Origin of the sequence: Streptococcus sp. Marseille-Q5619, assembly GCF_946901205.1 — a bacterium.
Classification (GTDB): Bacteria; Bacillota; Bacilli; order Lactobacillales; family Streptococcaceae; genus Streptococcus.
In genome coordinates this window covers 34,964-60,067 of the sequence record NZ_CAMPPO010000001.1, presented here as the reverse complement: position 1 = coordinate 60,067, position 25,104 = coordinate 34,964, and the positions used below count along the sequence as shown (strand labels likewise).

Here is a 25,104-nt window from a genome sequence, read left to right as displayed (position 1 = left end):
ATCTTGTTTTCTCACTCCCCCTTCAGCGCTTCAAATTTCGCTTTCATGGTTGGATTTTTCCGGGTCAATTTTTTGACGGAAACATCTTCCAATTTATTGTTTGCGAGTCGAAGTTGGTTTTCAGATGTGGTTAGGAATTTCTTGACCTCTTCCATGCGTTTGATGGCCTTGTCGATTTCATCGATAGCTTTACCAAAGTTGGTCGAAGCTGAATTATAGTTCTTAGCAAAGGCCTGTTTAAAGGCATCCAAGTCTTCTTCAAAATGTGTAATATCGATATTTTGCTCCCGAACCAAGGCCAACTCCTGCTTATATTTTAGAGAATTAAGCGCCGCATTACGCAAAAGCCCAATCAATTGGATAAAGAATTGAGGACGAACCACATACATCTTTTCATACTCATGACTGACATCCACGATACCCGTGTTAAAGTAGTCATTATCGGCCTCAAGCATGGTCACCAAAACGGCATACTCACAGTTCTTCTCCCGACGATCCTTGTCCAATTCCTTATAAAAATCTGCATTCTTGTGCTTCTTCTCTGTTCCATCCGCTTCATTTTTCATCTCAAACATAATGGAAATGATTTCGACTCCATTTTCATCACACTCACGGAAGATAAAGTCCCCCTTAGACCCACGCGCAGAAACCTTGTTATCCTTCTCAAAGTAGGCATTTGGAAAGGCAAAGCTGCGAACCTTGTTAAACTCACTCTCTGCATAGTGTTCCAAACTTTCCCCGATGGCTTTTGTAGATTGTTGAGCCTTAAAATTCTTATAAAACTCGACTTGTTCACTAGCTGCTTTAAGCTGGGCTTCATAGTTTTGCTTAACTGAAGCAAGAGAAAGCTCGTTTTCTTTTTCTTGTAAAAGAAGCTGGTTTTTAACCTGATTCCGTTCTTTTTCTAGGTCAGAAAGGGTCTTTTGCAGTTGATTTTCATGCTCCAAACGCAAAGTGGCCAATTGGTTCTCCAAAGCCTGTACTTCCTTGTCCTTAGCCAATAAGGCCTGATGGCTTGTCTGTTCAACTTCTTTCTTGGCCAATTCTTTTTCTGTATCAAAGTTTTGAATTTGACTCTGCAATTGAGCGATTTCTTGGTCTTTTTGAGCTAGTTTAGACTGTTGTTCATTCATGGACTTTTGCTCAGCCAAGGCCAGTTCCTGCTTCATCCGATCGTGCAATTCCTTATCAAACTCTGCTGTTCTCACTTGAGACAAAAGTTCAGCATACTGACTTTCATTTACTGTAAAGACTTCCCCACAGTTGGGACATTTGATTTCGTTCATATCGTTCCTCTTTCTAGACTTCTTTATCCATTATATCATGCCTGAGGAAAAATCAAAAACAGCGAGTCGAAACCCACTGTTTATCTTTTTTTACTTTAAATTTTTTCCAAGGCCAAGCGCAAGTCTTCAATCAAATCATCTACATTTTCAAGACCGATTGACAAACGAATTTGGTTTGGTGTGACACCTGCTGCTTCCAGGTCTTTTTCTGACAATTGACCATGAGTGGTTGTTGCTGGATGAACAACCAGAGACTTGGCATCCGCTACGTTCGCAAGATCAGAGAAGATTTCCAAATTATCAATTACCTTGCGTGCTTCTGCCTCCCCACCTTTGACATGGAAGGTAAAGATTGAGCCCACACCTTTTGGCAAGTATTTCTCAGCCAAGGCATGGTAAGGACTATCTGCCAATTTTGGATAGTTAACTTTTTCTACCTTAGGATGGTTGACAAGGAAATCAACAATTTTCTCAGCATTTTGTACATGACGTTCCACACGAAGAGAAAGGGTTTCCAGTCCTTGAAGCAAGAGGAAGGCATTAAATGGCGACAAGGCTGCACCTGTATCACGAAGCAATTGAACACGAACAGCGATAATAAAGGCTGCTGCCCCCACATCACGAGTATAGCTCAAATTGTGGTAGCTTGGGTCTTCCTCAACAAATTGAGGGAATTTTCCTGAAGCCGCCCAGTCAAAACGACCGCTATCAACAATCACTCCACCAATAGTCGTACCATGCCCACCGATAAACTTAGTCGCAGAGTGAATGGCAATATCTACACCGTGAGAAAAGACATTAATCAAGTAAGGTGTGGCAAAGGTATTATCCGAAACGAGTGGAATCTGGTATTTATGCGCAATCTCTGCCAATTTTTCCAAATCTGGAATATTAATCAAGGGGTTACCCAAGGTTTCAATCAGAACAAGCTTGGTATTGTCATTAATAGCTGCTTCCACTTCCTCCAAATTATCAACATCAACAAAGGTTGTTGTGATACCATAACGAGGAAGGGTTTCTTTTAAGAGATTGAAAGTTCCACCGTAAATAGTTGAGGCCGCTACAACATGGTCACCCGCATGGGCAAGAGCCAAAATCGTATAAGTCACTGCAGCCATACCTGACGCTGTTGCAAGAGCTCCAACACCACCTTCAAGGGCAGCAATTCTTTCTTCAAAGGCAGCTGTTGTAGGGTTGGTGATACGAGTATAAATGTTCCCTGGTTTTCTCAAGGCAAAAAGATCTGCACCTTCCTGCGTGTCATCAAAAACAAAAGATGTTGTTTGATAAATCGGCACTGCACGAGACTTGGTAGCTGGATCCACAACTTGACCAGCATGCAGTTGCAAGGTTTCAAATTTAAAATCACGAGTCATAAGGCGACCTCCATATAGTTTCATTAAGGATATTGTAGCACTATCGACCTATCTTGACTAATACCTCTTTTTTATATTTTGATATAAGAAGTGGCTATTACTTCTTACGAAACAAAAAAAGCACGAATCAATCGTGCTCATTTTCTTAATCTACATAAGTATCTTCATTTTTATTGAGGAAGGCATATGGAAGACCCATCAAAAGACCTCCACCAATCAAGTTTCCAACGAAGGTTACACCCCAGTGACGAAGCATATTTCCAACACCGAAGTTAGCAATTGAATCCGCAGCAACACTGAATTTCACAATCGCGAAAGAAGCAAAGTTCGCCGCAATGTGCTCGTTTGTTAAGAATACAAACATGTAAATCGCTGACAACACAAGCCAAAGTTTGGCACCACCATCTTTGACCAAAACAAATGAAAGAATCGCAATATTTACGAAAATATTTGCCAAAATCGCCTCAAGCAAGATTAATTCATTTGAACGGCCCAACTTCATCTCAACAACCCCTGAGATGAAACTATCGTGTGTCAGATGTGCATAGGCTGCCGAATGAGCAAAGCCCCAACCTGCTATCAAAGCCCCGATAAGGTTGAAGAAGGTACAGTAAAATAAAATCTCAGCTGTTTTTCTCCAAGAGATTTTTTTCAAGAAACTACCTGCAGTCAAGAACATCATGTTTGATGTTACCAACTCGGCATTCAAGAAAACAATGTAGGCCAAGCCCCAAGCGAAGACAAATGGGAAGAGGAAACGTCCACTACCTGGTGCGATTTTATTAATCAAGTCAGCCCCAACTGCACCTGCAGCAGTACTGAAGGTTAAAAATGCACCTGCGAACATAGAACGAATAGCATACTTAAATTTGCTTTGGCTATAAAGACTTTCTTTCTTCTTGCAAGCAAATTCAATCTTTGAGATAAATTCTGAAGAAACCATTATAAACTCCTAAATCTTTTTTCTTGATAATTATATCACAAACTTTAGATTTTAGGAAGCGTTTTCTGTATTTCATAAAAGTTTATTTTTATGAAAATCTAAAAAAAATCAGTGAAATTCTGGATTTCACTGATTTGTATTAATAAAATTGTTTATACGGTTGATTGAAAGCTGTTAGGATTTCATCAGATGTTTGTGAATAATCTTTTGTTTCTTTCAAATCACCTTTTACAATAATACGTTCTGTAGCAGCAAGGTCTTCACAGGTTACTAATGTGATTTCATTGACCCCATCTCTATCATCAACCTCATCAACACGATCCGGTGTCACACGTTTGACTTCACGGATTTCATAGGTATAAACTTTATTTTTATCAGTTAGATAAATTTTCATACCATTTTTAGCATTATCTAAAGGAGAAAATAACATTTTATTAGCATTATCAACACCAAAGATATGGTGACTAGCTAGTGAATAATTTCCTTCTCCCATTACTTGCTCGCGTTTCATTGTACCAGCACCATAGAAGAGATTAACATTATCAAGTCCTTTAAAAATCGGCAAATTCATTTCCAATTCAGGAATTGCAATTCCCCCAATAACTGGTAATTTTTGAGCATCCCATTGAGAAGCTAGAACAGCTTCCGAAGAAATCGCTTTGACCGAATCAAAATCAAAATTTCCTTCTGTATCCTGATTTTCTTCTATTTTTTCTTTTGATACCTGGCTAACTTGATACTTATTGGTATTCCAGACCATGAAAATATTTCGAATTTGCGCATTAAAAATCAAAGCCAGTGACAGTACTATCAGAAATCCTGCTAGGATATTTGTCAGCAGATTTTTTCGCTTGTTTTTCTTTTTATTATTTTTTTGAGACATTATGCTTCACCTTCTGTTTCATTTTCTGTCCCAACTTCTTCTTTTTCTGCCGCTGCAACCGTTGTGAAGGTCACTATCTGAGCATCTTGATCCAGGCGCATTACTTTAACTCCCATAGTTGCGCGTCCTGTTTGTGAAATATTGGCAAGATTGGTTCGAATCATGACACCTGTATCAGTGATAATCATCAAATCTTCATCGCCTTTAACGGTCATAAGACCAGCCAGTAAGCCATTTTTTTCGGTAATTTTAGCTGTCTGCATTCCCTTACCACCACGACCTTTAGTTGGATATTCGGTCGCAACTGTGCGCTTACCATACCCCTTTTCTGTGATGATAAGAACCTCGTCTTGATCTGTAATCACACTAGCACCAACTACTGTGTCTCCCTCACGGAGATTCACACCTTTCACACCTGTGGCGATACGACTCATGCCGCGAACGGCTGATTGATTAAAGCGAACTGCATAACCAAACTTGGTACCAATAATAATATCCGTATCTTCTTCCGTCAACAAGACATTAATTAGCTCATCTTCATCCTTTAGATTCAGTGCTTTGAGACCATTTTGACGAATGTTAGCAAATTCCTTAACACTGGTTCTCTTCACAATACCATAACGAGTTGTGAAGAAGAGGTAAGCATCATCACTGCGTTCAGACTCAACATTGATAATCGTCTGAATATTTTCGTCTTCATCCAATTTCAAGAGATTAACTACTGGTAGTCCTTTGGCCGTCCGACCATACTCAGGAATTTCATAACCTTTCAGACGATAGACACGTCCTTTATTTGTAAAGAAGAGTAGGTGATCATGGGTGCTAGTTGACACTAACTCACGAACAAAGTCGTCATCTTTCACTCCCGTTCCTTGGACACCACGACCCCCACGTTTTTGAGCAGTGAACTCGTCCTGATCCAAACGTTTAATGTATCCTTTGTTAGAAAGGGTAATCAAGACATCCGATTCTTCAATCAAATCTTCATCTTCAAGACTCAAGACTTCACCAACCATCAATTCAGTACGACGTTGGTCACCAAACTTACGCTTGACTTCGTCTAATTCATCTTTAATGATTTGAGAAACACGTTCCGGCTTAGCTAGAATATCTGCTAAATCTGCAATCAGAGCCAAGAGGTCATCATACTCGGACTGAATCTTATCACGTTCCAAACCTGTCAAACGACGAAGGCGCATATCAAGGATGGCTTGACTTTGACGTTCAGAAAGCTTAAACTTGCTCATCAACTCAGCTTGTGCTTCCGCATCCGTTTCACTAGCACGGATGATACGAATCACTTCATCGATATGGTCTAGTGCAATTAAGAGACCTTCTAAGATATGAGCGCGCGCTTCCGCTTTTTCCTTATCAAAACGAGTACGACGAACAACCACTTCTTTTTGGTGCTCGATATAAGCATACAAAATCTGACGAAGGGATAAAATCTTCGGTACACCATTTTGGATAGCCAGCATATTAAAACCAAAATTGGTTTGCATTTGGGTCATCTTGAAAAGATTATTGAGGATAACATTGGCTGAGGCATCACGCTTAACTTCGATAACAAATCGAACACCTTCACGGTTTGACTCATCACGTACTGCTGTGATCCCCTCAATGCGTTTTTCCTGAACCAAACGAACAATATGCTCATGCACCTTGGTTTTGTTGACCATATAAGGAAATTCTGTTACAACAATGCGCTCACGGCCAGTCTTAGTTTCTTCGATTTCAGTACGAGAACGAAGAACAATAGAACCTTTACCTGTTTCATAAGCCTTATGGATACCTGATTTCCCCATGACAAGGGCACCTGTTGGAAAATCTGGACCAGGCAAGACTTCCATCAAGTCCTTGGTAGTCACTTCAGGATTGTCCATGACGAGCTTGACTGCATCAATGGTCTCACCTAGATTGTGAGGAGGAATGTTGGTAGCCATCCCAACGGCAATACCAGTTGCTCCATTGACCAAAAGGTTTGGAAAACGTGCAGGCAAGACCAAGGGTTCCCGTTCATTGGCATCATAGTTATCGACGAAATCAACCGTATTCTTATTGATATCTCGAAGCATTTCTAGAGCAATCTTGCTCATACGTGCCTCAGTATAACGCTGGGCGGCAGCACCATCTCCATCCATGGAACCAAAGTTTCCATGCCCATCTACAAGCATGTAACGGTAGCTCCACCATTGAGCCATACGGACCATGGCTTCATAAATAGAGGAATCCCCGTGTGGGTGATATTTACCCATGACATCCCCTGTAATACGAGCAGATTTTTTATGAGGTTTGTCTGGAGTAACACCCAATTCATTCATTCCGTAGAGAATGCGACGGTGAACAGGTTTCAAGCCATCTCGAACATCAGGAAGAGCCCGGGCTACGATAACACTCATGGCGTAATCGATAAAGCTCGTCTTCATCTCCTTTGTCAGATTGACATTCACTAAATTTTTATCCTGCATTAATAAATGCCTCATTTCACAATTAGTAAGTAACAACATTATACCATAAATTCCCATCTATTTCAGCCTCTAAACCACTAAAACGTTTACATTGAGAACTATAAGGCATATTCGTGACAAAGTTTTTTAAAAGTGATAGAATGAAGTTGTCTGGGGAAAATCCCCTAATAAAATTAAGGAGATGTTTAGAACAATGACTTCAACTAAACAACACAAAAAAGTTATCCTTGTCGGAGATGGTGCTGTAGGTTCATCTTACGCTTTTGCACTGGTTAACCAAGGAATTGCACAAGAGCTTGGAATTATCGAAATTCCACAATTGCATGAAAAAGCTGTTGGTGACGCGCTTGACCTTAGCCACGCCCTTGCCTTCACTTCACCTAAAAAAATCTATGCAGCTCAATACTCTGACTGTGCAGACGCTGACCTTGTTGTGATCACTGCAGGTGCGCCTCAAAAACCAGGTGAAACTCGTCTTGACCTTGTAGGTAAAAACCTTGCTATCAACAAATCAATCGTAACTCAAGTTGTTGAATCAGGTTTCAAAGGTATCTTCCTTGTTGCTGCTAACCCAGTTGACGTTTTGACTTACTCAACTTGGAAATTCTCTGGTTTCCCTAAAGAACGCGTTATCGGTTCAGGTACTTCACTTGACTCAGCTCGTTTCCGTCAAGCACTTGCTGAAAAATTGGATGTAGATGCTCGTTCAGTTCACGCCTACATCATGGGTGAACACGGTGACTCTGAGTTCGCTGTTTGGTCACACGCAAACATCGCTGGTGTAAACCTTGAAGAATTCCTTAAAGACACTCAAAATGTTCAAGAAGCTGAATTGATTGAATTGTTCGAAGGTGTTCGTGATGCAGCCTACACAATCATCAACAAAAAAGGTGCAACATACTACGGTATCGCAGTAGCCCTTGCTCGTATCACTAAAGCAATCCTTGACGATGAAAATGCAGTACTTCCACTTTCAGTATTCCAAGAAGGTCAATACGGAGTTGAGAACGTCTTTATCGGTCAACCAGCTGTTGTTGGTGCACATGGTATTGTTCGTCCAGTAAATATCCCATTGAACGACGCAGAAACTCAAAAAATGCAAGCATCTGCTAAAGAATTGCAAGCTATCATTGACGAAGCATGGAAAAACCCAGAATTCCAAGAAGCTTCTAAAAACTAATTTAGATAGAAACAACTCCTTGAGTACTCAGGGAGTTGTTTTTTCTGTATTATAGTAGGTTAAAGTTGAAATAGCACCCCATTACTCTAAAACGTTGTTATAAAATGCTTTAAATTCCTAATTGATTTGTTCAGATTTTATTTCATTTCTCTATAAAACGCATAGTATCAAGTTTTTATACCTAATAATATGCGTTTTATTGTGTCAAGATCTACTTGGTTTCTCCTCAACTCCAACTTTGTCTCATCTTTATTTTTATTATGTTTTTTCAAGCAAATCTTGTATCATCCGATGCAGTTCTTCGATTTTCTCAGATTGCTTCTCTAGTAATATTCTCTGACTAGATAATTCATCTTGAAGTTGATTAAGTTTTATCTGTTCATCTGGATTATCCTTTACAAAAAAGTTCGTCAAGGCACTTGTTAACATCCCTATTGTTCCAATACCGACAAGCATCAGTAAAACTGCTAGCCATTTCCCAAAAAGGGAAACTGGAACAATATCACCATAACCAACAGTAGTTACTGTCACAAGAGCCCACCAAAGACTATCTGAGAAAGATTTTTCTTCAACTACAGATAAAATTGAACTTCCTACTAGAACGATAAAAATATTAACATAAAAGATATAAATCAGGCCATTTGTCCGTAAGAATCTACTAATTTTTCTTTCTAATTTACCTGTAAGTCCAATTATTCTGAGTAAACGAGTCAGTTTCAGTAATTTTGTTAGTTTAACTAAACGAAAGATACGCCCTAATCGAAACACTGTAAAAATAGCATTTAAAGGGAGAATAGCCAATAAATCAAAAATATTTTCAAGAATAAAGCGCCATTTTCTTTTAGTAATAAAAAAGCGCCAACTATAATCAATTACAAAAACGCTCCAGATTGCTAAATCAATAATACTATAAGGCGGATTGTCCAAATCAATCATCTCAGAAAATCCAAGCAATACCAGAATAACAGAGATTAAAGCAAGTAAAATAATTGTTGTGTCATAGTAATCCTTAAATAACCATTTTCTTTTCACACTACTTCTCCTATGTCATTTTTAAACATTATACCACAACAAATATCTACTAATTTATAAAAAAGAAGGCACTCGCCTTCTTTTTATATCTCTGTCAATGGTGTTGCGGTATCTGGTGAGGTATCATAAACCTTAAAGTCTACTCCAACTCCCAGATCAGCTTGTGCTAGCTGGTTGACCATGGTCATGTGAGCCAGCTCCTTGATATTGTTCTCTTTAGACAAATGTCCTAAGTAGATTTTCTTAGTGCGATTTCCTAAGGTGCGAATCATAGCTTCAGCACCGTCCTCATTAGAAAGATGACCGAGATCCGATAGGATTCGTTGTTTGAGTCGCCAAGCATAAGATCCTGCTCGCAAAATCTCTACATCATGGTTGGACTCGATAAGATAGCCGTCCGCATTTTCGACAATTCCTGCCATACGGTCACTGACATAACCTGTATCTGTCAAAAGGACAAAACTTTTATCATCTTTCATAAAGCGATAGAACTGCGGTGCGACTGCATCATGGCTTACACCGAAACTCTCGATGTCAATATCTCCAAAGGTTTTGGTTTTGCCCATCTCAAAGATATGCTTTTGCGAAGAATCCACCTTGCCAAGATATTTACTATTTTCCATAGCTTGCCAGGTCTTTTCATTGGCATAAAGATCCATACCATACTTGCGAGCCAAAACACCCACTCCATGGATATGGTCTGAATGCTCATGTGTAATCAAGATGGCATCCAAGTCTTCTGGTTTGCGGTTAATTTCAGCAAGGAGACTGGTAATTTTCTTACCAGACAAACCGGCATCCACTAAAAGCTTCTTTTTTGGGGTTTCCAGATAAAAGGAATTTCCACTGGAACCTGACGCTAAAATACTATATTTAAAGCCTATTTCACTCATTCTAGTCTTCTACTTCATCCTCCCATACTTCTTCTTTCACTGCATCCTTATCATAAGGGAGCACAATGGTAAAGGTTGATCCCTTACCGTATTCACTCTTGGCCCAAATAAAGCCCTTATGTTGTTTGATAATTTCTTTGGCAATAGACAGTCCCAAACCTGTACCACCTTGGGCACGACTTCTAGCACGATCCACACGATAAAAACGGTCAAAGATACGTGGTAAATCCTGCTTAGGAATACCTAAACCATGGTCTGAAATGGATAAAATCATCTGGTCTTCAGTTGTCTTCATTCTGACAGTGATTTTACCTCCATCTGGCGAATACTTAATGGCATTATTTAAAATATTGTCGACAACCTGCGTCATCTTATCTGTATCAATTTCCATCCAGATAGAATTGATGGGATAATCTCTCACCAACTCATATTTTTTCTCCTTTTCCTGTCCTTTCATCTTGTCAAAACGGTTGAGGATAAAGGTAATAAAGGCAGTGAAGTTAATCAGTTCCACATCCAAGTGACTGGTGGCGTTATCAATCCGTGAAAGATGAAGGAGGTCCGTCACCATGCGCATCATACGGTTGGTTTCGTCTAGTGATACCTTGATAAAGTCTGGTGCTACAGTTTCACACAAAGCTCCCTCATCCAAGGCTTCAAGATAAGATTTCACGCTGGTTAAAGGAGTCCGTAACTCATGGCTAACATTGGAAACAAAGAGTCTTCGTTCGCGTTCTTCCTTCTCCTGCTCCGTCGTATCATGCAAAACAGCCACCAGACCCGAAATAAAACCAGACTCTCGACGTATCAAGGCAAAGCGAACTCGAAGGTTCAAATATTCGCCATTGATGTCTTGGGAATCTAGCAACAATTCTGGACTTTGGGTAATCAAATCACGCAATTCATAGTCTTCTTCTATCTTGAGTACTTCCAAAATGCTTCTATTCAGGACATCTTCTTTAACCAACCCCAGTTGCTTCTTGGCTGTATCGTTAATCATGATAATCTGACCCCGACGATTGGTCGCAAGGACCCCATCTGTCATATAAAACAGAATACTATTTAGTCTCTTACTCTCTTGTTCTAGATTTTCCTGAGTGAGACGAATAACCTCCGACAAGTCATTCAAATTATTGGTAATATTGGTGATTTCAGACCCACCTTGCATATCAAGAACCTTGGAATAATCTCCTGCAATCAAATCTTTAACCTTTTGATTGATTTGCTTCAATCGAATATTATCACGTCTATTCTCCAGTAATAGGAGGGTCACAACAAGGATGAAACCTAACAAAATCAGGATAAAGATAAAATCTCTGGTAAAAATGGTTTGTTTCAGTAAATCAAGCATTATTTCTCATGTAATACCCTACACCACGGCGCGTCAAGATATACTCTGGTCGGCTGGGCGTATCTTCAATCTTCTCACGCAGACGTCGGACAGTCACATCAACTGTACGGACATCACCAAAATAGTCATAGCCCCAGACAGTCTCAAGCAAGTGTTCGCGCGTAATGACTTGACCTGTATGCGATGCCAAATGATACAAAAGCTCAAACTCACGGTGGGTTAAGTCTAGTTCTTCGCCATATTTTTTAGCCACGTAGGCGTCTGGAACAATTTCTAAATCCCCAATTTGGATAGGCTGAGGTTTGCTATCTGCTTCCTGCCCATCTACTGGCATAGGTTGAGAACGACGCAGCAAAGCTTTAACACGCGCCTGTAACTCACGATTGGAGAAGGGTTTGGTTACATAGTCATCTGCTCCAAGCTCTAAACCGATAACCTTATCAAATTCACTGTCTTTAGCCGACAGCATGATAATAGGCACACTGCTGGTCTTGCGAATGGTCTTAGCAACTTCTAAACCATCAATTTCCGGAAGCATCAAGTCCAGAATAATAATATCTGGTTGCTCTGCTTCAAATTGCTCTAGCGCTTCACGACCGTTAAAAGCAGTTACAACTTCGTAACCTTCCTTGGTCATATTAAACTTGATAATATCCGAGATTGGTTTCTCATCATCTACAATTAGTATTTTTTTCATATGTTCACCTTTTTCTCTACTATTATACCAAAAAAATAGCAAGAAGACACGATAGCTAGTCTTTGTTAGTGTCTATATTGGCTTTTGCATAAGCCTGCCAGATTTTTTGTTGGGGTTTGGCAAGTGGGTAATTCTTGAACTCTTCTGGTGAAAGCCAGCGAACTTCTCTATCGGAAAAGTCATGGTAGTCAGTCACCTGACCTGTTACAATTTGAACATGCCATTTACGATGACTAAAGACATGCTTGACAGTCTCAAAATAAACATCAAGCCAAGCAACATCTAGGTCATAGTCCTGCTGGAAACTCTCTTCTGGACTGGGTCCAAAATTCACACTTTCTTCTGCAACCTGATGAAAGAGGTCAAACTGCTCTTCTTGCGAAAAGTTATCAACTTCTACCAGTGGGAAATGCCAAAAACCTGCCAAGAGCTTTTCACTTTCATTTTTTTCAAGCAAAAATTGTCCTTGACTATTCTTTACCACCAAGGCTTTAAGATAAATAGGGACCGGCTTTTTCTTGGGAGCCTTGATTGGATAACGGTCCATTGTGCCATTCTGATATGCCGCACTAAAGTCCTTAACTGGGCTTTCTTCTGGTCTGGGATTTACAGGAGCCTCAATATCTGAACCCAAATCCATCAAAGCTTGGTTAAAATCACCCGGACGTTCTGGGTCAATCAAGATTTCCATCATTGCCTGAAAAATTTTACGATTACTTGGAATCCCAATATCGTGGTTGACTTCAAATAGACGCGCCAAAACACGCATGACATTACCATCTACAGCTGGCTCAGGCAAGTTAAAAGCGATACTGGAAATGGCTCCTGCTGTGTAAGGGCCAATCCCTTTCAAGCTGGAAATTCCTTCATAGGTGTTTGGAAATTGGCCACCAAAATCAGTCATAATCTGCTGGGCTGCAGCCTGCATATTGCGAACTCGAGAATAATAGCCCAAGCCCTCCCAAGCTTTCAGTAAACTCTCCTCAGGCGCAGTTGCCAAACTTTCCACTGTTGGAAACCAGTCCAAGAATCGTTCGTAATAAGGAATAACCGTATCTACTCTGGTCTGCTGGAGCATGATTTCAGATACCCAGATGTGATAAGGATTTTTACTTCTCCTCCAAGGTAAATCTCTTTTGTTTTCATCATACCAAGTGAGGAGTTTCTTACGAAAAGAAACAATCTTCTCCTCTGGCCACATGGCAATACCATATTCTTTCAAATCTAACATATCTCTAGTATAACACAGAAGATTCTAACTGTCCTTTTCCTAGTATTAATACTCTTCCCAAAGGAAAGAGGACTAAATTTTATTGATGAACTGCTTGCAGTCTGAGAAAAAATGAGCTTGGATAGTATTTCCAAACTCATTTAAAGTCAATTGCAATATACTAGAACAAGCCTAGAACGGTTCCATCGCTTTCAACATCCATGTTGAGGGCTGCTGGTCGTTTGGGAAGTCCTGGCATGGTCATGACATCTCCAGTTAAGGCAACGATGAAGCCTGCACCTAATTTTGGTACCAATTCACGAATGGTAATTTCAAAGTTTTCAGGTGCCCCAAGTGCATTTGGATTGTCTGAGAAGCTATATTGAGTTTTTGCCATACAGATTGGCAATTTGTCCCAACCATTTTGAACGATTTGAGCGATTTGTGTTTGAGCTTTCTTTTCAAAGTTCACTTTGCTACCACGGTAGATCTCAGTAACAATCTTTTCAATCTTTTCTTGGACAGAAAGGCCATTGTCATACAAACGTTTATAGTTAGATGGATTTTCAGCGATAGTCTTGACAACCGTTTCGGCAAGCGCTACTCCACCTTCTGCACCATCAGCCCAGACACTTGCCAATTCAACTGGTACATCGATTGAGGCACAAAGTTCTTTCAAGGCTGCAATTTCAGCTTCTGTATCAGATACAAATTCGTTAATAGCTACGACTGCTGGAATACCGAACTTACGAATATTTTCTACATGGCGTTTCAAGTTAGCAAAACCTGCACGAACCGCCTCCACATTTTCCTCTGTCAGAGCATCTTTAGCCACACCACCATTCATCTTAAGGGCACGAAGGGTTGCGACGATAACTACTGCATCTGGAGAAGTTGGCAAGTTTGGTGTCTTGATATCAAGGAATTTCTCGGCACCAAGGTCTGCACCAAAACCAGCTTCAGTAACTGTGTAATCAGCCAAGTGAAGGGCTGTTGTCGTTGCCAAGACAGAGTTACATCCGTGAGCGATATTGGCAAATGGACCACCATGCACAAAGGCAGGCGTTCCATAAATTGTCTGAACCAGGTTCGGCTTAATAGCATCCTTCAAAATCAAAGCTAAGGCACCTTCAACCTGCAAATCACCTACATAAACAGGGGTACGGTCATAACGATAACCGATAACGATATTAGCCAAACGACGTTTCAAGTCCTCGATGTCCGTTGCCAAGCAAAGAATTGCCATGATTTCGGAAGCAACTGTAATATCAAAGCCATCCTCACGTGGAATACCATTTAGAGGGCCACCAAGTCCAACTGTTACATGACGAAGTGCACGGTCGTTCAAGTCTACAACACGTTTCCAGAGGATACGACGTTGGTCAATTCCCAGCTCATTGCCTTGGTGCAAGTGGTTGTCAATCAAGGCAGAAAGCGCATTGTTGGCAGTTGTAATGGCATGCATGTCTCCAGTAAAGTGGAGATTGATGTCTTCCATTGGCAGAACTTGGGCATAACCACCACCAGCAGCACCACCCTTAATCCCCATTACTGGACCAAGGGACGGTTCGCGAATAGCAATCATCGTTTTCTTGCCAATCTTATTCAAGGCATCCGCCAGACCAATGGTAATGGTTGATTTTCCTTCACCTGCAGGTGTTGGATTGATGGCAGTAACCAGAATCAATTTTCCAACTGGATTGCTCTCAACTGCACGAATTTTATCAAAGCTGAGCTTAGCCTTGTACTTTCCATACAACTCCAAATCGTCGTAAGAAATTCCAAGTTTCTCTACAACATCAACGATTGGCTTCAACTCAATACTCTGTGCGATTTCAATATCTGTTTTCATTCAAAACTCCTCTAACCTCTTATATGATAATTCATTATAACACAAAACAAGATTTTTAACATCCTTAAACTCTCTAAACGTTCGTAAATATCCCTGTTTTTAAGGTTTTTAAAGTCCTTTCTTAAATTTTATATGGCTTTATAGTTTGAAACTATAGTAGATTCTTTTTATTTTTTATGTATATTCAAGCGCTTTCTTTTGCTTATTATTTTTTTTTTGGTACAATAGTGCTATGAAAATTTTAGTTACATCGGGTGGTACCAGTGAAGCCATCGATAGCGTCCGCTCTATCACTAACCATTCCACAGGTCGCTTGGGGAAAATCATCACAGAAACCCTGCTTGCTGCAGGGCATGAAGTTTGTTTAATTACGACAAAACGAGCCGTGAAGCCAGAAGTTCATCCTAACCTAAGCATTAGAGAAATCAACAATACAAACGAACTCCTACTGGAAATGCAAGAACGTGTTCAGGATTATCAAGTCTTGATTCATTCTATGGCTGTGTCTGACTACACACCTGTTTATATGACGGGGCTAGAGGAAGTTAAGGCTAGCTCCAATTTGGAAGAATTTTTAAACAAGCAGAATCATCAAGCTAAGATTTCTTCAACTAACGATGTTCAGGTTTTATTCCTGAAAAAGACACCCAAAATCATCTCTCTAGTCAAAGAATGGAATCCTGCTATTCATCTGATTGGCTTTAAGCTTCTGGTTGATGTTACCGAAGAACATCTGGTTGACATTGCTAGAAAAAGTCTTATCAAAAACCAAGCAGACTTGATTATTGCAAATGATCTCACTCAAATCTCAGCAGATCAGCACCGAGCTATCTTTGTTGAGAAGGATCATCTTCAAACTGTTAACACTAAAGAAGAAATTGCAGAACTCCTCCTTGAAAAAATTCAAGCCTACCAATCTTAGAAAGGAAAGCTATGGCAAACATTCTCTTGGCTGTAACGGGGTCAATCGCCTCTTACAAGTCGGCAGATTTAGTCAGTTCTCTAAAAAAACAAGGCCATCAAGTCACTGTCTTAATGACTCAGGCTGCTACAGAGTTTATCCAACCTTTGACACTACAGGTCTTATCTCAGAATCCTGTTCACTTGGATGTCATGAAAGAACCTTATCCCGATCAAGTCAATCATATTGAACTTGGAAAAAAAGCAGATTTATTTATCGTAGCACCTGCAACTGCTAACACTATTGCAAAACTAGCCCACGGCTTTGCGGACAATATGGTGACCAGTACGGCTCTAGCCCTGCCAAGTCATATTCCCAAACTCATCGCACCAGCTATGAATACAAAAATGTATGACCATCCGGCAACTCAGGCTAATCTGAAAACATTAGAAACCTACGGCTATCATCTGATTGCTCCAAAAGAATCCCTACTAGCTTGCGGAGACCATGGACGAGGAGCCTTAGCCGACCTCACAATTATTTTAGAAAGAATAAAGGAAACTCTCGATGAAAAAACGCTCTAATATTGCGCCCATTGCTATCTTTTTTGCAACCATGCTTGTGATTCACTTTCTAAGCTCACTTATCTTTAATCTTTTTCCATTCCCAATCAAACCGACCATCGTTCATATTCCTGTCATTATTGCCAGTATTATTTACGGTCCACGAGTTGGGGTTACACTTGGATTTTTGATGGGACTACTTAGCTTGACCGTTAACACAATTACGATTCTACCGACAAGCTATCTCTTCTCACCTTTCGTACCAAACGGAAATATCTACTCAGCTATCATTGCCATTGTCCCACGTATTTTGATTGGTTTAACTCCTTATCTAGTCTATAAACTGATGAAAAATAAAACTGGTCTGATTTTAGCTGGTGCCCTTGGTTCCTTGACAAATACTGTCTTTGTCCTTGGAGGAATCTTCTTCCTATTTGGAAATGTTTATAATGGAAATATCCAACTTCTTCTGGCAACTGTTATTTCAACAAACTCCATTGCCGAATTAGTCATTTCCGCAGTTCTAACCCTAGCCATTGTTCCAAGACTGCAAACTTTGAAGAAATAAAAACAATCTCCGCTTTCATACTTGAAGGTGGAGATTTCGCTCTATATCGTTACTATTATTAGTGAAATGTTTACTAGTCTTTAACTTAAAAATGACCTACAAACCTAAGTAAATCCTTGCTTTATTGTCTTGTTTATTGTACTATACTAGTGTATATACAATTAAAAAGGAGATTCTTATGAATACACGGAAAAAGACACAATTTATGACAATGACTGCCCTCTTAACGGCTATTGCAATTTTGATTCCAATTGTTATGCCTTTCAAGATTGTCATTCCTCCTGCTTCTTACACTTTAGGAAGTCACATCGCTATTTTTATTGCTATGTTCTTATCACCCTCGATGGCAATTTTTGTCATCATAGCCTCTAGTTTTGGATTTTTGATGGCTGGCTATCCTATGGTTATCGTATTTCGAGCTTTTTCCCATATCTTTTTTGGGACTTTGGGAGCTCTTTACCTACAAAAATTCCCCGATACCTTAGATAAACCAAAATCTTCCTGGATTTTTAACTTTGTTTTAGCGCTTATCCATGCCCTTGCTGAAGTATTAGCCTGTGTTATTTTTTACGCAACTTCTGGTACCAATGTAGAAAATATGTTTTATGTTCTATTTGTGCTAGTTGGATTTGGTACAATTATCCATAGTATGGTAGACTATACATTAGCACTAGCTGTCTATAAAGTGCTTCGAAAACGCCGTTAAAAGGAAGAACTATGAAAAAAGATCGCAAACAAGCCCTGCTCCAACTCTTAAAAGAAGCTCCTAAAGCCCTCAACGGTCAAAGTTTGGCGGAACATTTTCATGTCACACGTCAGGTCATTGTACAGGACATTGCAATTTTGAGAGCCGATGGCGCTCCTATCCTATCCACCAACCGTGGCTACGTCTATAAGCAAATTGATACTAACCCTTATGTCCATAAACTTTTTAAAGTGAAACATGAAGTTGAAGAAATCGGTCAAGAACTCCTTGCTATCGTCGATAATGGAGGGCGTGTCCAGAATACCTTGATTGACCATCCCGTTTATGGAGAAATTGAAACCTTGCTGAAACTGTCTTGTCGCAGAGATGTTCAGCATTTTCTAGAACAAGTCGAGCATTCTGACTTTAGACCTCTGTCTGAATTAACAGATGGCATCCACTACCACCTAGTCGAAGCTGAAACACAACAAGACCTCCACTATATCGAGGAGGCCTTGGATAAACTTGGTTATTTAGTAAAAGACTAGACGATTTTCTTCTCCCAATCGTCTTCTGTACGGCGAGGATAGAAAAATTCAGACTTGTCAGGAGCTTCCATCATTTCCATCAAGGGTAACATATCATAGGCCAGATCCAAGTTTGGAATCTGGTCTTTTTGTACCCAAAAGCTCAAATACTAACAATAATATTTAAAAACTACATTGAATGAAAATTAACAACTATCTACTTACTAAAAATATATCACCAGTTATGTTGATCAACATTATCCTTAGTCACAAGATAAATTGGAGAAACTGTTTCTTTTTCTAGTTTTTTCCCTTGATAATGATCGATTGCTGATTGAATAGCGATTTCACCCATCTTAGCTGGTTGCTGAGCAATAGTGGCAGTAATATCACCTTTTGCAATAGCGTCATGTGCATCTGGTTGACCATCAATACCAACAATTAATACATTGCTAAGACCAGCTGCTTTTACTGCTTGTGCAGCTCCTAATGCCATCTCATCATTCTGTGCAAAGATTGCTTGTACTTCTTTGTTTCCTTGAATCATATTTTGCGCTGTATTCAAAGCTTTTGCACGATCAAAATTAGCGGATTGACTAGAAAGAACATCTAAATTTGTCTTTGAAATTTGTTCAAATCCTTTACCTCTATCTACTGTTGCAGAAGCGCCAGGGACTCCTGACAATTCAAAAGTTTTTGCTTTTTCTCCCAATTGCTTGGTAATAAATTCGGCAGCCATTTTACCTGCTTCTACGTTATCAGAAGCAACAGTTGTCAAGACTTCACCACCATTACTACCGCGGTCAATTAAGATTACTGGAATATTTGCATTATTAGCAGCTTTAATAGATGTAACAATTGCATCAGAATCAACTGGATTAATTAGTAAAGCATCTACATTTTGACTAATAAAATTTTGAATATCATCTGCTTGTCTAGCAGCATCATCTTGTGCATCTGCTATCTTCAAAGTTACTTCTTTTTCTCCTGCAGCTTTTTCAAGACCATCTTTCATAGCTACAAAATAGGGATTGTTAGTAGTCGAAATAGAAACTCCTAATTTTAATTCTTTTGCCGACTTTTGAGTCGTAGATTTATTATCATTTGATGAATTTCCTAAACCAGTTTTTCCACAAGCTACTAAAGCAAAAATAAATGTTACAAACAAAGCAAAAATGCTAATTTTTTTAATAATTTTCATGTTATTACTCCTCGTAATATATCTATAGGGATAGTTTCCATCCCAACTATTGTTCGTCATCTAATAAATTGTTACTATTTCCAAAAAAATTGAAAATGATTCTACTGTTTTACAACTTTAAAACGATCAATCAGAACAGCAATTAAAATTACAACTCCTTTTACTACTTGCTGCCAAAATGCTGAAACACCAATAATATTAAGTCCATTATTCAAAACTCCAATAATTAAAGCACCTATTAGAGTCCCCAGTATACGACCTTTACCTCCTGATAATGAGGTTCCCCCAAGAACAACAGCTGCAATAGCATCCATTTCATAACTAGCACCTGCTGTTGGTTGAGCAGAACTTAAGCGTGATGTTATAATCAATCCAGAAATTGAAGCCATCATACCTGAAATTGAATAAATGATAATTTTCACTTTATTTAGTTTCACACCTGATATATATGCTGCTTTTTCATTCCCCCCTATAGCATACACAGATTTACCAAATGCTGTTTTATGAAGTAAAACATATAAAACAATAAATACAATAAACATAATAATTACAGGAAATGGAATTCCGACTATGTAACCTTGCCCCAAAAATTGAAATAAGAATGTATCACTTAATCCTTTTGTAATAGGATTCCCATTTGTATAAACAAGTGTTGCGCCTCTAAAAATAGTCATAGTTGCTAAAGTAACGATAAATGGAGCTAATTTCCCATAGGAAATCAATAAACCATTCATCATCCCCAGAATGCAACCCAAAATTAAAGAGATGAGAATTGCTAATGTAACAGGCATTCCAGATCCTAATAGGCCCGCTGTGAGCGCACTGGATAAGGCTAAAATTGATCCAACTGATAAATCAATTCCACCTGTTAGAATAACAAAGGTCATTCCAAAAGCGATCAGTGCATTTGATGTTACTTGCAATAGTAAATTTAACAGATTATTTGCTGTTAAAAAATTTGAATTGATAATAGTGATGACAGCCATTAAAATTATCAATGCTATTACTGTTGTCAATTCTGACATATACTTCATAGTATTTTTCACACTATTGTCCCCCTGTAGCTAGTTGCATAACTTTTTCTTGTGTAGCTTCTTGACGTGTTAATTCTCCACTAATTCTTCCTTCATGCATGACCATAATGCGATCACTGACTCCGATCACTTCTGGTAAATCTGAAGATACCATAATAATCGGCACACCTCGTTCAGCCAATTCATTCATTAATTGGTAAATTTCACGCTTAGCACCAACATCTACCCCACGAGTTGGCTCATCTAGAATCAGTACTTTTGGAGCAATACCTATCCATTTTGCTAAAACTACTTTCTGTTGATTACCACCAGAAAGTGTTCCAACTTCCTTATCTGGATAACCTGATTTAATTCGTAGCCTATCTATTAAACGTTGTACAAATATATCACTTGTTTTATTATCGAAAATGCCATTTTTAACAAAATCACGAGTACTAGGTAAAGTCATATTATCTTTAATAGAAAAATCTAAAATCAATCCCTCATCTTTACGATCTTCTGTTAAGAAACCAATTCCATGCTTAATTGCTTCAAAAGGATTTTTAATTATCAGTTGTTCTTCGTTTATTATAATTTGACCAGATTTTAAAGAATCAATTCCAAAAATTGCTCGCATTATTTCAGTACGACCAGCACCCATCAAACCAGAAAAACCAAGAATTTCCCCTTGACGTACATAGAAAGAAATATCCGTAAAAGCATCACCAGAAAGATTCTTAGCTTGAAAAACAATATTCCCAATCTCAGCCTTTTTTTCTGGATAATAATCTTCTAATTCACGCCCCACCATCTTTTGAACTAATTCATCCGCATTAGTTAACTTCGTTTTCTTGGTATCAATTACAAACCCATCCCTCATAACAGTTATAAGATCTGTAATCTTAAAGATTTCTTCCATCCGATGTGAAATATACACAATACCTACACCATCAGATTTTAATCCTTCTATCACTTTAAAAAGTGTTTCAGTTTCACGATCAGTTAAAGCTGCTGTGGGTTCATCCATAATTAACAAGGAAACTTCTGATAATAAACATTTTGCTATTTCTATCATTTGTTGTTGTCCGACTGATAATTGACCAATGATTGCATCAAGAGGAATAGAGATATTAAGACGTTTAAATGCTTCTTTAGCTTTCCTTTCCATACTAGCTTTATCTAAAAACCCAATCGAATTTTTTATTTCTCTTCCTAAAAAAAGATTATCAAGTACAGTCATATCTGGCCAAGTATTCATTTCCTGATGAATAAAACTCAGTCCAAACCGTTCTGCCTCTTGAGGATTAGAAAATGTTTTTTCTTTTCCATCAATAAAAATAGTTCCTGAAGTAGCTGGAAAAAGTCCAGTTAAAATATTCATTAAGGTTGATTTGCCTGCACCATTCTCTCCCATTAAAGCATGAACTTCTCCTGAATTAAGAACCAAATCAATACTTTCTAAAACACGATTATTCCCAAAAGATTTTGAAATGTTCTTCATTTCAATTTTCATAGGCAACCCCCTTCTAAATAATAACTCCTGATTGCAAGATTATATTCGAATATGGTGTATCTTCCCCAGTGCGAATAACTGCTTTAACTTTAGTATTCATAGCTTTCAATTCTTCATGACTAATATATTCAATAATTATATTCGATCCTAAAAGATCTAGAACTGCATGCCACTGTTCTTTGTTTTTTTCCTTAATTTCTTCTGCTAAGAAAATTTTTTCAATAAGTACATGATCTGAATATTCTTTTAAAACCTCTAAAAAACTTGGACTACCTTTTCTTAATGCTAAATCAATTTTATCAACACCTTTTGGAACTGGCAATCCTAAATCTCCGATACAAACCAAATCCATATGACCTAAATCATCAGCTAGTTTTGCTATATTACTATTTAAAATCCCATATTTCTTCATATCCTGAATGCTCCTTTACTTCTTTCAAACTCGGCATGCCTCCTTGCGCTCCAAATCTTTGAACAGAAAGATGTGAAGCAATCGTTGCAAAGGACAATGCAACATTCATCTCTTTTCCTTTTGAGATAGCATAAGCAAAAGCACCATTAAACGTATCTCCTGCTCCTGTAGTATCAACTACTTCTGCTTTTATAGCAGGAATCTTCTGAACTGCTGTCCCATCATAATAAATAGAACCTTCAACTCCTAAGGTCACAATCATTTTATTAGGATAAATTTTAATAATTTCTTCTAATTTCTTACCTGGAAAAAGCTCTGAACATTCATGCTCATTAGGAGTAATAAAATCACAAAAAGGAATCATCTCTATGTCTGTTTCTCTAGCTGGTGCAGGATTGTAAAGTACCTTAACTTTATTTTCTTGACAAAATTTAGCTATAGATAAGTTGGCTTCATGTGGTATTTCATTTTGTAATACAACAATACTTGCATCACTAATCAATTCCCACTCATTTTTCCAATCATTTGTTTTAACTAAATTATTCGCTCCAGGATAATAAATAATCCTATTATCACCTCCATATAAAGTAATTTGTGCAACTCCTGTAGATTGTGGTACCGTTCCCACATGTTCTATAGAAATATTATTATTTTGCAGATTACTTAGTAAATCTGCTGAAAAAATATCTTCCCCAACGTTCCCAAATATGTAAATATTATCTTCTACACTGGATAATCTACCAATAGCTACAGCCTGATTTGCACCTTTTCCCCCTGGAACTATATTAAATGAATCCCCAAAAATCGTTTCACCTCCTTCTGGAATCCTTTTTGTTCTCATAACTAAGTCCATTGAAATACTTCCAACAACAACAATTTTACTCATTACTTTCTCCTTAATGTATTTCTTTCTACGTATCTAACAGGTAGTTTAATTTTAACTTCATCTATAGAGAACTTATTTGCCATATTATAGATTAGCTTTGCAGCCTGTTCTCCCATTTTATATGATGATTGGTGAATAGTTGATAAAGAAGGATAAATAAATTGACTAAGTACAATATCATCATAACCAATGATTTGAATATCATCTGGAATTTTTTTACCAATTGCTAAAATTTCATGAATATAAGCTATCGCATGAATATCAGAAGGTGCTATAATACTATCAATATTTGGATTTCTTTTTAGATTCTCTTTAGCTTCTTTTTGAATTTTTTCAAACTCAAACGTTTCACTTTCTTCAATACGAATCTCTAAAGATTTATCCCTCAAATAGTTTAAACTTGCTTCAAATCGTTCCGCAATGTTCTCAGCTTTATCATCTAAAACTTTAATAATCATAACTTGCTTAGCGCCAGCATTCCAAATTGCTTTAGCAGCCAAACGTCCACCCAACTGATTATCAGAAAAGACACCGTAACCTGTATCTTTACTAATTCGGTCAACCACAACAACAGGTAATGATAAATCTGGATATTCTTTTGTGAAGTCATGTGTAGTAATAATGCCAGCAGCATTTGTTTTCAACAGCAAGTTAACATATTCACTCAAAGATTCTTGGTCTGAAATCGTACCAACCATAATTCTATAACCTTTATCTTTCAAATATGATTCAGCGCCTCGAACCAATCTTGGGAAGAAGGGATTTGAAATATCTGGCAATAAAAGTCCTACCATTTGGTTTTTTTTGGTTTTCAAAGATTGCGCTAATACATTTGGTGTGTAATTTAATTTTTTAATCGCATTTTTTATTTTCTCTCTCGCATCATCTCCAACATAACCTTTTTTTGATATATATCTTGAAACCGTTGATTTTGATACTCCAGCTTCTTCAGCAACCTGTTTTATTGTAGTCACCACTCCTCCTTCTTATGTTGTGGAACCGTTCCCTTATTCTATAGTAAACGTTTTCTTTTGATTTGTCAATACTTTTCTAAAAATATTTTAAATTTATTTCATAGTACATATATTTTTCCAAATATATTATTACTATTACACAAGAAACACAACAAGACCTCCACTATATCGAGGAGGCCTTGGATCAGCTTGGTTATTTAGTAAAAGACTAGAAAATTTTCTTTTCCCATCCATCTTCTGTACGGCGAGGGTAGAAAAACTCTGACTTGTCAGGAGCTTCCATCATTTCCATCAAGGGTAGCATATCATAGGCCATATCCAAGTTTGGAATCTGGTCTTTTTGAACCCAAGAAACTTCTCCTTCATCTGAAGAGCGCAGTCTACCAGAGAACTCAGTCGCCTTATAACAAATGACAATATAGCGCCCACCTGTATCTAGTGGCCAATTTTTAATGCCGACAAGTTGAGGATTTTGGATAGTCAATCCTGTTTCTTCGTAGATTTCACGAATGACAGACTCCGCAAAAGCCTCACCATTTTCAACATGACCTCCAGGAAAGGCATAACCAGACCAGCGATTGGTTTCAGGAGAGCGATACTGCATAACCACGCGCTGAGTTTCGATGTCTTCAATCAGACAAATATTTGTTAAAATCGTTAATTGGGAACGAGCCATATTTTCTCCTTTAG

The 25,104-nt window shown here is 38.3% G+C and carries 24 protein-coding genes and 2 pseudogenes; 7 read left to right on the top strand and 19 right to left on the bottom strand.

The genetic code is table 11. From position 1 onward, the window contains the following. Nucleotides 1-11: 11 nt before the first annotated feature. The 5 genes from OC530_RS00275 to gyrA all read right to left on the bottom strand — a co-directional run bounded on the left by OC530_RS00275 (nt 12) and on the right by gyrA (nt 6,956). Nucleotides 12-1,286, bottom strand: a complete 1,275-nt coding sequence (locus OC530_RS00275; protein ID WP_262078510.1) for a DUF2130 domain-containing protein — start codon at nt 1,284-1,286, stop codon at nt 12-14. 95 nt (nt 1,287-1,381) lie between these two features. Further along, on the bottom strand, nt 1,382-2,662 hold the full coding sequence (locus OC530_RS00270; protein ID WP_262078508.1) for an O-acetylhomoserine aminocarboxypropyltransferase/cysteine synthase family protein: 1,281 nt from the start codon (nt 2,660-2,662) through the stop codon (nt 1,382-1,384). 145 nt (nt 2,663-2,807) lie between these two features. Beyond that, nucleotides 2,808-3,605, bottom strand: a complete 798-nt coding sequence (locus OC530_RS00265) for a formate/nitrite transporter family protein (RefSeq protein WP_262078506.1) — start codon at nt 3,603-3,605, stop codon at nt 2,808-2,810. Between the two features lie 139 nt (nt 3,606-3,744). Further along, nucleotides 3,745-4,488 (bottom strand): sortase SrtA, encoded by a 744-nt coding sequence (srtA, locus tag OC530_RS00260; RefSeq protein WP_130886013.1) that lies wholly within the window; start codon nt 4,486-4,488, stop codon nt 3,745-3,747. Continuing rightward, the gene (gyrA, locus tag OC530_RS00255; RefSeq protein WP_262078502.1) at nt 4,488-6,956 is read right to left on the bottom strand and encodes a DNA gyrase subunit A; all 2,469 of its coding nucleotides are present in this window, start codon (nt 6,954-6,956) and stop codon (nt 4,488-4,490) included. The genes srtA and gyrA overlap by 1 nt, the downstream gene beginning before the upstream one ends. Before the next feature lie 193 nt (nt 6,957-7,149). On the opposite strand from gyrA, the gene OC530_RS00250 reads away from it, so the two are divergent. Continuing rightward, complete coding sequence (locus OC530_RS00250; protein ID WP_000204727.1) at nt 7,150-8,136, top strand: L-lactate dehydrogenase; 987 nt, start codon at nt 7,150-7,152, stop codon at nt 8,134-8,136. 258 nt (nt 8,137-8,394) lie between these two features. Here OC530_RS00250 and OC530_RS00245 read toward each other — a convergent pair whose 3' ends face one another. The 6 genes from OC530_RS00245 to OC530_RS00220 form a co-directional block, all read right to left on the bottom strand. After that, nucleotides 8,395-9,168: an ion channel gene (locus tag OC530_RS00245; RefSeq protein WP_262078494.1), complete on the bottom strand. Its 774-nt coding sequence runs from the start codon at nt 9,166-9,168 to the stop codon at nt 8,395-8,397. 83 nt (nt 9,169-9,251) lie between these two features. Further along, nucleotides 9,252-10,061: an MBL fold metallo-hydrolase gene (locus tag OC530_RS00240; protein ID WP_050302726.1), complete on the bottom strand. Its 810-nt coding sequence runs from the start codon at nt 10,059-10,061 to the stop codon at nt 9,252-9,254. 1 nt (nt 10,062) lies between these two features. Next, nucleotides 10,063-11,412, bottom strand: coding sequence for a cell wall metabolism sensor histidine kinase VicK (gene vicK / locus OC530_RS00235; protein ID WP_175880781.1), 1,350 nt, complete (start codon nt 11,410-11,412; stop codon nt 10,063-10,065). Further along, nucleotides 11,405-12,109 carry a response regulator YycF gene (gene yycF / locus OC530_RS00230; protein ID WP_050259789.1) on the bottom strand — a complete coding sequence of 235 codons (705 nt, stop codon included), beginning with the start codon at nt 12,107-12,109 and terminating at the stop codon, nt 11,405-11,407. The genes vicK and yycF overlap by 8 nt, the downstream gene beginning before the upstream one ends. 55 nt (nt 12,110-12,164) lie before the next feature. Further along, complete coding sequence (gene mutY / locus OC530_RS00225) at nt 12,165-13,340, bottom strand: A/G-specific adenine glycosylase (protein WP_262078478.1); 1,176 nt, start codon at nt 13,338-13,340, stop codon at nt 12,165-12,167. A 160-nt stretch (nt 13,341-13,500) separates the two neighbouring features. Continuing rightward, nucleotides 13,501-15,171: a formate--tetrahydrofolate ligase gene (locus tag OC530_RS00220; RefSeq protein ID WP_262078476.1), complete on the bottom strand. Its 1,671-nt coding sequence runs from the start codon at nt 15,169-15,171 to the stop codon at nt 13,501-13,503. Nucleotides 15,172-15,403: 232 nt separating this feature from the next. On the opposite strand from OC530_RS00220, the gene coaB reads away from it, so the two are divergent. From coaB to OC530_RS00195, 5 genes are all read left to right on the top strand, one after another. After that, nucleotides 15,404-16,093: a phosphopantothenate--cysteine ligase gene (coaB, locus tag OC530_RS00215; RefSeq protein WP_262078474.1), complete on the top strand. Its 690-nt coding sequence runs from the start codon at nt 15,404-15,406 to the stop codon at nt 16,091-16,093. Nucleotides 16,094-16,104: 11 nt separating this feature from the next. Next, entirely contained in the window at nt 16,105-16,656 is a 552-nt protein-coding gene (coaC, locus tag OC530_RS00210) for a phosphopantothenoylcysteine decarboxylase (protein WP_262078472.1), read from the top strand. After that, nucleotides 16,640-17,203 (top strand): ECF transporter S component, encoded by a 564-nt coding sequence (locus OC530_RS00205; RefSeq protein WP_061424598.1) that lies wholly within the window; start codon nt 16,640-16,642, stop codon nt 17,201-17,203. Before coaC ends, OC530_RS00205 begins: the two co-directional genes overlap by 17 nt. A gap of 178 nt (nt 17,204-17,381) precedes the next feature. Further along, complete coding sequence (locus OC530_RS00200) at nt 17,382-17,909, top strand: hypothetical protein (protein ID WP_262078469.1); 528 nt, start codon at nt 17,382-17,384, stop codon at nt 17,907-17,909. 11 nt (nt 17,910-17,920) lie between these two features. Further along, on the top strand, nt 17,921-18,436 hold the full coding sequence (locus OC530_RS00195; protein WP_262078467.1) for a transcription repressor NadR: 516 nt from the start codon (nt 17,921-17,923) through the stop codon (nt 18,434-18,436). Here OC530_RS00195 and OC530_RS00190 read toward each other — a convergent pair. From OC530_RS00190 to OC530_RS00160, 7 genes and pseudogenes are all read right to left on the bottom strand, one after another. Further along, a pseudogene (locus OC530_RS00190) lies at nt 18,433-18,573 on the bottom strand (NUDIX hydrolase); the annotation flags it as partial. The gene OC530_RS00195 and the pseudogene OC530_RS00190 overlap by 4 nt on opposite strands. A gap of 77 nt (nt 18,574-18,650) precedes the next feature. Further along, on the bottom strand, nt 18,651-19,616 hold the full coding sequence (locus OC530_RS00185) for a substrate-binding domain-containing protein (RefSeq protein ID WP_000691495.1): 966 nt from the start codon (nt 19,614-19,616) through the stop codon (nt 18,651-18,653). A gap of 101 nt (nt 19,617-19,717) precedes the next feature. Continuing rightward, complete coding sequence (rbsC, locus tag OC530_RS00180) at nt 19,718-20,662, bottom strand: ABC transporter permease subunit (RefSeq protein WP_023938584.1); 945 nt, start codon at nt 20,660-20,662, stop codon at nt 19,718-19,720. A 1-nt stretch (nt 20,663) separates the two neighbouring features. Then, entirely contained in the window at nt 20,664-22,142 is a 1,479-nt protein-coding gene (locus OC530_RS00175; RefSeq protein ID WP_000687781.1) for a sugar ABC transporter ATP-binding protein, read from the bottom strand. A 13-nt stretch (nt 22,143-22,155) separates the two neighbouring features. Continuing rightward, a complete protein-coding gene (gene rbsD / locus OC530_RS00170) occupies nt 22,156-22,554 on the bottom strand; it encodes a D-ribose pyranase (RefSeq protein WP_050971367.1) in 399 nt (132 codons plus the stop codon). Then, complete coding sequence (gene rbsK, locus OC530_RS00165; RefSeq protein ID WP_262078459.1) at nt 22,529-23,440, bottom strand: ribokinase; 912 nt, start codon at nt 23,438-23,440, stop codon at nt 22,529-22,531. Before rbsK ends, rbsD begins: the two co-directional genes overlap by 26 nt. Further along, nucleotides 23,440-24,414 (bottom strand): LacI family DNA-binding transcriptional regulator, encoded by a 975-nt coding sequence (locus tag OC530_RS00160; protein WP_262078457.1) that lies wholly within the window; start codon nt 24,412-24,414, stop codon nt 23,440-23,442. Before OC530_RS00160 ends, rbsK begins: the two co-directional genes overlap by 1 nt. 134 nt (nt 24,415-24,548) lie before the next feature. Between OC530_RS00160 and OC530_RS00155 the strand changes: the two are divergent. After that, a pseudogene (locus OC530_RS00155) lies at nt 24,549-24,626 on the top strand (DNA-binding transcriptional regulator); the annotation flags it as partial. Here OC530_RS00155 and OC530_RS00150 read toward each other — a convergent pair. Continuing rightward, nucleotides 24,623-25,090: an 8-oxo-dGTP diphosphatase gene (locus OC530_RS00150; protein WP_262078455.1), complete on the bottom strand. Its 468-nt coding sequence runs from the start codon at nt 25,088-25,090 to the stop codon at nt 24,623-24,625. The pseudogene OC530_RS00155 and the gene OC530_RS00150 overlap by 4 nt on opposite strands. Nucleotides 25,091-25,104 lie beyond the last annotated feature (14 nt).